The 6,865-nt window shown below is 72.2% G+C and carries 6 protein-coding genes; 4 read left to right on the plus strand and 2 right to left on the minus strand.

Features of this window, described 5'->3' with window-relative positions; all coding sequences use genetic code 11:
• Positions 1-53 precede the first annotated feature (53 nt).
• Both ACFXPK_RS32095 and ACFXPK_RS32100 read right to left on the minus strand, forming a co-directional pair.
• Positions 54-716, minus strand: a complete 663-nt coding sequence (locus ACFXPK_RS32095; RefSeq protein ID WP_385080675.1) for a hypothetical protein — start codon at positions 714-716, stop codon at positions 54-56.
• Between the two features lie 147 nt (positions 717-863).
• Entirely contained in the window at positions 864-1,532 is a 669-nt protein-coding gene (locus tag ACFXPK_RS32100; protein ID WP_385007943.1) for a TetR/AcrR family transcriptional regulator, read from the minus strand.
• A gap of 297 nt (positions 1,533-1,829) precedes the next feature.
• On the opposite strand from ACFXPK_RS32100, the gene ACFXPK_RS32105 reads away from it, so the two are divergent.
• From ACFXPK_RS32105 to ACFXPK_RS32120, 4 genes are all read left to right on the plus strand, one after another.
• A complete protein-coding gene (locus ACFXPK_RS32105; protein ID WP_385080680.1) occupies positions 1,830-3,143 on the plus strand; it encodes a UDP-glucose dehydrogenase family protein in 1,314 nt (437 codons plus the stop codon).
• A gap of 84 nt (positions 3,144-3,227) precedes the next feature.
• Complete coding sequence (locus tag ACFXPK_RS32110) at positions 3,228-4,442, plus strand: glycosyltransferase (RefSeq protein WP_385007483.1); 1,215 nt, start codon at positions 3,228-3,230, stop codon at positions 4,440-4,442.
• Between the two features lie 180 nt (positions 4,443-4,622).
• Complete coding sequence (locus ACFXPK_RS32115; protein WP_385080677.1) at positions 4,623-6,230, plus strand: MDR family MFS transporter; 1,608 nt, start codon at positions 4,623-4,625, stop codon at positions 6,228-6,230.
• Positions 6,231-6,353: 123 nt separating this feature from the next.
• On the plus strand, positions 6,354-6,770 hold the full coding sequence (locus ACFXPK_RS32120; RefSeq protein ID WP_385080679.1) for a fibronectin type III domain-containing protein: 417 nt from the start codon (positions 6,354-6,356) through the stop codon (positions 6,768-6,770).
• The last annotated feature ends 95 nt before the right edge of the window (positions 6,771-6,865 follow it).

Genomic DNA, 6,865 nt, shown 5'->3' on the forward strand with positions numbered 1-6,865 from the left:
GTGCCCGGGGGCGGGTGTGCGCTCCCGGGCACCGGCCCGCGGACCGTGGAGGGCTACAGGCCGTCCCGGACCATGGCGGCGACGATCTGGACATGGCGGTCGCCCGCCGTGTTCGAGAACTCGTTCTCGTAGTTCAGACCGTACGGCCAGAAGTGACCGCCGCCCGCCGAGAGCGTGGCGGCCGAGCCGTCGAACCGCTTGACGAGCGCCGTGGCCTGCGCGCCCCGCCAGGTACCGCCGGTGGTGAGGGAGGACCAGCCCCCGCTGGTGCCCACGCCGATGGTGTGGGCGATCTCGTGCAGCGCGGTCCTCTCGGTCATGTAGGCGCGGTTGCCGAACCGGATGGTCCCGTTGATGTTGCCGTCGGCGGTGGGCACCCCGGGTTCGTAGCGGACGGTGATGCTCTTCCCCAGATCGCTGAGGTTGTTGTAGCGCGCCACCGCCGCGTTCATGGCCGAGGTGATCAGGCCGTACGCCGTCAACTGGTCCTGTGTGGGGTTGCTCGCGCGTTCGAGCCGCCAGGTGATGTCGGCCGCCGCCACCTGGCTCCGGGGCTCCTGCGCGGTGTGCGGGACGGCCTGGGCGACGCCGGGACCCGCCAGTACGGCGCCGGCCAGCGCGGCGGCCGCCAGTACGGCGGCCACCCTTCCGCCACGCCGGTGGCGCCCGGGTACGGCCGCTCGTTCCATGGACTCGGTGGTCCGTCGTGGACTCATACGGGGATCCTCCTGTGGGGGGTGGACCGTCGTGTGCCGGGGAACGGCCGACGGTGGCTCCGGAGGCGTAAGTAACCAGCCGGGACAGGGGGCGTCAAGGGGCCCCGCGCCCGATGGACGGGTCAACACCGTTGAATCCAGGGGCTGTTAGGGCTCCGACCCCTCGCGCGGGCAGTCCCGTTCCGCCTCGTCGTCCGCCGTCCCTCCCTCGCTCCCCGGGTTCAGCAGCGAGTCGACGGCCCCTTTGAGATAGGGCAGTACGGCCGCGTCCGGCGCGGAGCTGAGCGCGGGCGGCTGGACGGCCACCCGCATCAGGGTCATGCCCATCATCAGCGCCGCCAGCAACTCGGCGCGGATCTCCGCGTCGGGGCCGTCGAGACGCCGGGCGAAGCTCTCCGAGAAGACCTCGGTCACATCGGCGCGGATGTGCCCGACGGCCTCCTCCCGGCTGGGGGAGCGGAGCAGCGTCAGCACCGGATGCGGTATCTCACCGTCCCCGGGGCCCTCGAAGGCGATCTGGTGTATCCACTGCGCCACGTCCTCCATCGGCAGATGGCGCAACGGCTCGAACAGGGCGGTTCCGCTGCTCGCGACCGCCGCGAAGAGCCCCTGTTTTGAGCCGAAGTAGCGGTAGACGAGAGCCGCGTCGACCTCGGCGGTCCTGGCGATGTCGCGGATGCTGGTGCCGTCGTACCCGTACCGTCCGAAGCGCCGGGCCGCCGCGCTCATCAGGGCCGCCCGGGTGCCCGCGGCATCGTATCTGCGGGGCGCCGTGCGTCCGGCGCAGCTCCGTTTCGCCTCTTCGGGTCTGTCCATCTGGTTCTCCTCCGTCGGGCCGTTCCGTACATGCTCCCGGTGCCGGCCCACGCTGTCCAAAAGCCGCCAACCAATGTCATCGATCGTTGACAAATACTTCGGTGATCGAAGTAGCGTGTCGGCGCGGGTCGTTGATCTTCGGCACCCGCCCTTCACGAAGTGGTCCGACGACGGCGTCGGACCCGAGCCACCGCCGGGCCGGACACCCTCGTCAGGCCCCTTGCCCCGTCCCCGCGACGACCGAGGCGCCCGCCCCCGGCGAGGCCGACACCCGAACGACCGGAATCGGTGATTCTCATGGAACTGCGCCATATAACCGTGGTGGGAACCGGCTACGTCGGACTGACCACCGGCGCCTGTCTGGCCTCCCTCGGACATGAGGTGGTCTGCGCGGACGCCGACGCGCACAAGGTCGAACGGCTCCGGCGGGGGGAGGTCGACATCCTGGAACCGGGTCTGGCGGAGACCGTCCGCGCGGGGCTGGACTCCGGCCGCCTCACCTTCGTGCGGGACACCCGCGCGGCCGTGGAGAAGGCCGACACGGTCTTCCTCTGCCTGCCCACCCCGATGGGCGTCGGAGGCGCCGCCGACCTGGCCGCCGTCGAAGCCGTCGCCGACGAGGTCCGTGACCGGCTGCCGCGCGGCTGCACGGTGGTCAACAAGTCCACCGTGCCGGTCGGCACCGCCGAGCGCGTCGCGGCGCTGCTCCGCCGCCCCGATGTGACCGTGGTGAGCAACCCCGAGTTCCTCCGCGAGGGGCACGCCGTGGACGACTTCCTCCACCCCGACCGGATCGTGGTCGGCGCCGCCGACCCGGACGCCGCCCGGCGGGTGGCGGACCTGTACGTCGGCATCGAAGCGCCGCGGGTGGTCACCGACACCGCCGGCGCCGAACTCACCAAGTACGCCGCGAACTTCTTCCTCGCGCTGAAGCTGTCCTTCGCGAACAACCTGGCCACGCTCTGCGAACGGCTCGGCGCCGACATCGACGACGTGGTCGCCGGGATCGGCCACGACCCGCGTATCGGCGGCGCCTTCCTCCGGCCGGGCCCCGGCTGGGGCGGCTCCTGCCTGCCCAAGGACACCCACGCGCTGCTGCGCGTTTGCGAGGAGTCCGGCGTCGAGTTCCCGCTGCTGCGGGCCACCATCGAGACCAACGTCGCCCACCAGCGGCTGCTCGTCGAACGGGTGGCCGCCGGCTGCGCCGGGGCCGACGGCTCCCTGCGCGGCGTACGGATCGCGCTGCTCGGGCTCACCTTCAAGGCCGGCACCTCCGACCTGCGCGACTCACCCGCCCTGGCCGTCGCCCGGCTGCTGCGGGAACAGGGCGCCGAGCTGACCGCGTACGACCCGGCCCTCAGCGAACTCCGCCCCGACCTCGGCGATCTGCTCACCCTCACCGGCACCGCGCCCGACGCGGCCGAGGGGGCCCGCGCCTGCGTCGTCCTCACCGAATGGCCCCAGTTCCGGGGTCTGGACTGGGAGGCTGTCGCCGGGCGGCTCGCCGCGCCGCTCGTCTACGACTTCCGCAACATCCTCGACCCCGCGCGGCTCGACAGAGCCGGGCTCACCTGGGAGGGCATCGGCCGTCCGCTGGCCATGGCGCGCTGACCGCGCGCTCCCTCCGTACCGCTCCCGACCTTCCGTAACTCCCGACCTTCCGTACCACTCTCGACCCCCACAGAAAGGCTTGTCGTGCGAGTACTGTTCACCACGCTCGGTAGTCCCTCCCACGGCCGTGCACAGCTTCCGCTGGCCCGGGCGCTCGCGGCGGCCGGACACGACGTGCTCGTGGTCACCAACCCGACGCTCGCCGCCGTCTTCGCCCAGGACGACGTCCGGGTGGACGCCCGTACGGGCGAGTTCACGCCGCGGTCCTTCGTCACCCCCGAACTCATCGAGCGGGCGAACCTTTCGGACCAGGGCGGCGATCCGCCGCAGGACGCCCTGGAGCGTCTCGTGCCCCACATCATCGCCGGCCCGATGGCCAGGAAGCTCTGGGAGGAGAACCTCCCGGCGGCCCGGGAGTTCGGCCCCGACCTGATCCTGCGCGACGGTATGGACCTCAGTTCCTGCCTGATCGCGGAGCACCTCGGCGTACCGCAACTGCCCACCCCGTCGGGGACCAGCAACCTCGTCGACCCGGCCGCGGTGCTGCCCGTCCTCAACGAACTGCGCGAGGAGCTCGGGCTGCCCGTCCAGGAGGACCCCCTGTCGATCGTCCCCCACGGGCGCGTCGACTACGTGCCGCCGGCCTTCTCGTTCGCCCAGCACCTGCCCCCGTCGTGGTCCTACCGGCAGACCGTGACCGTGGACCGCGGCTCCGTACTGCCCGAGTGGATCGCGCGACTGCCCACCGACCGGCCGCTGGTGCTCGCCGCGCTCGGCACCGCGCTCCCGATGATCAGGGACCTCGCCGCCGCCGACGAGGAAGGCCGGCTGCCGGTGGACATGCCGGACCCGGTGGAGACGCTGCGGTCGATGATCGAGGCGGTGTCGCGGCTGGAGGAGTGCACCGTCGTCGTCGCCACCTCGGGACTCCCCGCGGACACCGAGGGGCTCCCGCCGCACGTGCACATCACCGACCGGGTGCCGCAGCCCCTGCTGCTGGAGTCCGTCGACCTGTTCCTCACCCACGGCGGCTTCAACAGCATCCGGGAGGCGTTGCGCACGGCCACCCCCATGGCGGTGCTGCCCCAGTTCGGCGACCAGTTCGCCAACGCGCGCCGGGTGGAGGGGCTCGGTCTCGGCCGGGAGATCACCGACAGGACGCCGGAGGGCATCGCCACGACCGCACGCGCGGTGCTCGCCGACCCCGCCGTCCTGGCCAGGGCGCGCGAGGCCCGGCTGGCGATGCTGACACTGCCGGAGATCGACGCCGCGGTGACGGATCTCCAGAAGATCGTCTGACCGCTCGTCTGACCGCTCGTCGGGCACCCCGCCCGGCATCCCGTCCGGCGTTCCCTTCGGCATCCCGTCCGGCCGCCCGCACCGCCGGGCCCGGTCCGAGCCCCCGCGCCCCGTCGGCCGGGGGCCTCGGCCTGCCCCGCGTCCCGTCCGCAGCAACGCACACGCAGCGAGAAGGTTCCCATGCCGCCCTCCCCACCCCCCGACACCGCCGTCGCCACGCCACGGCTGGAACACCGGCAGATCGTCACCGTGCTCTCCGGGCTCATGATCGGCATGTTCCTCGCGGCGCTCGACCAGACCGTGGTCTCGTCCGCGCTGCGCACCATCGCCGACGACCTGCACGGACTGACCGCGCAGGCGTGGGTGACGACCGCGTACCTCGTCACCGCCACCATCGCCACCCCGCTCTACGGGAAGCTCTCCGACATCTACGGCCGCAGGCCGGTCTACCTGTGGGCGATCGTGCTGTTCGCCGCGGGCTCCCTGCTCTGCGGCTTCGCCACCTCGATCTACGAACTGGCGGCCTTCCGCGCCGTACAGGGGCTCGGCGGCGGCGGGCTGATGTCGCTCGCCATGACGATCATCGCCGACCTCACCTCGCCCCGTGAACGCGGTCGCTACCAGGGCTACATCACCGCGGTCTTCGCCGGGGCGAGCATCGCGGGGCCCCTTGTCGGAGGGGTGTTCGCGGGACAGGACATCCTGCTCGGCCTCGACGGCTGGCGCTGGATCTTCCTGCTCAACGTGCCGCTCGCGGTGGTGGCCGTCGTGGTGATCCTGCGGGTGCTGCACGTCCCGCACCAGCCCGTGCGCCACCGTCTGGACTACGGCGGGGTGCTGGCGCTGGCCCTCGGGATCGTCCCCCTGCTCGTCGTCGCGGAGCAGGGCCGGGCCTGGGGCTGGGGCTCCGGCCGGGCCCTGACCGCGTACGGGCTCGGAGCGGTCGGCCTGGCCCTCTTCGTCCTGCTGGAACGCCGGATGGGGGACGCCGCCCTGCTGCCGCTCCGGCTCTTCCGTATACGGGCCTTCCGGCTCGGCGCCGTCCTGCACTTCGTCGTCGGCATCGCCATGTTCGGCACCATGACCACCCTGCCGCTCTACCTCCAACTCGCCCAGGGCATGAGCCCGGTGGAGGCCGGGATGGCCACACTGCCCACCGTGGTGGCCAACGTGTCGGTGACCCTGCTGGTCGGACGGATGATGTCCAGGACGGGGAAGTTCAAGGTCCATCTGGTCCTGGGCATCGCCTCGTTGACGCTCTCCCTGGTGGTGTTCGCGACCCTCCGCACGGACAGCCCGATGTGGTACGTCTCCATCGGCATGCTGTTCATGGGAGCCGGCATCGGCGCCGCCATGCAGACCATCACCACGCTCGCCCAGTCGGAGGTGCCCCGCGGCGACATGGGCGCGGCGACCGCCTCGGTGAACTTCTTCCGCTCCAACGGCGGTACGGTGGGCGCCGCCGCGTTCCTCTCCATCCTCTTCTCCCTCGCGGGCGCGCGGATAGGCGAACGCCACGACACGGCGGTCCCCCAGCCGGCCTTCCGCCGTATCGCCGAGGAACCGGACAACGCCCGCGCGCTCGACGGGGTTCTGCGTCCCGACAACACCGTGAACCTCCAGGACTCGGCCTTCCTCCACGCGCTCGACCCCCGCGCAGCCCAGCCCTTCCTCGACGGTTATGTCAGCGCCATGCAGGTCGTCTTCCTCACCGGCGCCGTCGTCGCCCTCACCGCCTTCGTGATCGCCGCCTGGCGGGTGCCCGACACCAGGCTGTCGGCGGACTGAACCCCGCCCGCGACGAAGGGACTTCGGCCACAGGCCACCTCGCCGCCCCCCTCCCGTCATCCGGGCGGCGGACCGGGCCCGTACCGTTCCGCCGTTCGACTCGACCGACACCTTGGAGGGGACATGCGCGACCGCATGAGGACGGCCTGCCGCGCGATGACGGTAGCCGTCGCGCTGGCGGCGGCGGGGGGAGCGACCACGGTTCCGGCGGTGGCGGCGCCGGCCGTCACCCGCGTCGCACTGCCACCGGCGCCGACCGGTCTGACGTACACCTACGACGCGATCGCCCAGCAGGTGACCGTCCGGTGGAATCCGAAGGACCCGGCCGACACGGTGACGACCGGCTACCGCGAGGTGAGCTGCGCCGGGCCCACGACCGCCGACGGTCCCTGCTTCGTCCGGGCCACCGGGCCGCTGCTGACCGGCGAGTCGTTCACCTTCGGCCTGGCCGCGGGCCGGACGTTCTACTTCCGGCTCGCCGCCGAGAACGCGGCGCACCAGCGCACCAGTTCGGCGATCCTCACCATCACCACCACCTGACGAGGCGGAGCGACCGGGGGGGGTTGTGGGGGGGGGGGGGCGCCGGGGGGCGGGGCCGGCGCGACGGCGAGCCTGAGAGAAGGATAGGTGAGCGC

This window comes from Streptomyces sp. NPDC059142, assembly GCF_042755665.1.
In the GTDB taxonomy this organism is placed as follows: Bacteria; Actinomycetota; Actinomycetes; order Streptomycetales; family Streptomycetaceae; genus Streptomyces.

What these genes read in the sequence shown, in the direction of transcription:
- ACFXPK_RS32095 (WP_385080675.1), bottom strand. Translation starts at nt 716, where the DNA reads ATGAGTCCACGACGGACCACCGAGTCCATGGAACGAGCGGCCGTACCC.
- ACFXPK_RS32100 (WP_385007943.1), bottom strand. Translation starts at nt 1,532, where the DNA reads ATGGACAGACCCGAAGAGGCGAAACGGAGCTGCGCCGGACGCACGGCG.
- ACFXPK_RS32105 (WP_385080680.1), top strand. Translation starts at nt 1,830, where the DNA reads ATGGAACTGCGCCATATAACCGTGGTGGGAACCGGCTACGTCGGACTG.
- ACFXPK_RS32115 (WP_385080677.1), top strand. Translation starts at nt 4,623, where the DNA reads ATGCCGCCCTCCCCACCCCCCGACACCGCCGTCGCCACGCCACGGCTG.
- ACFXPK_RS32120 (WP_385080679.1), top strand. Translation starts at nt 6,354, where the DNA reads ATGCGCGACCGCATGAGGACGGCCTGCCGCGCGATGACGGTAGCCGTC.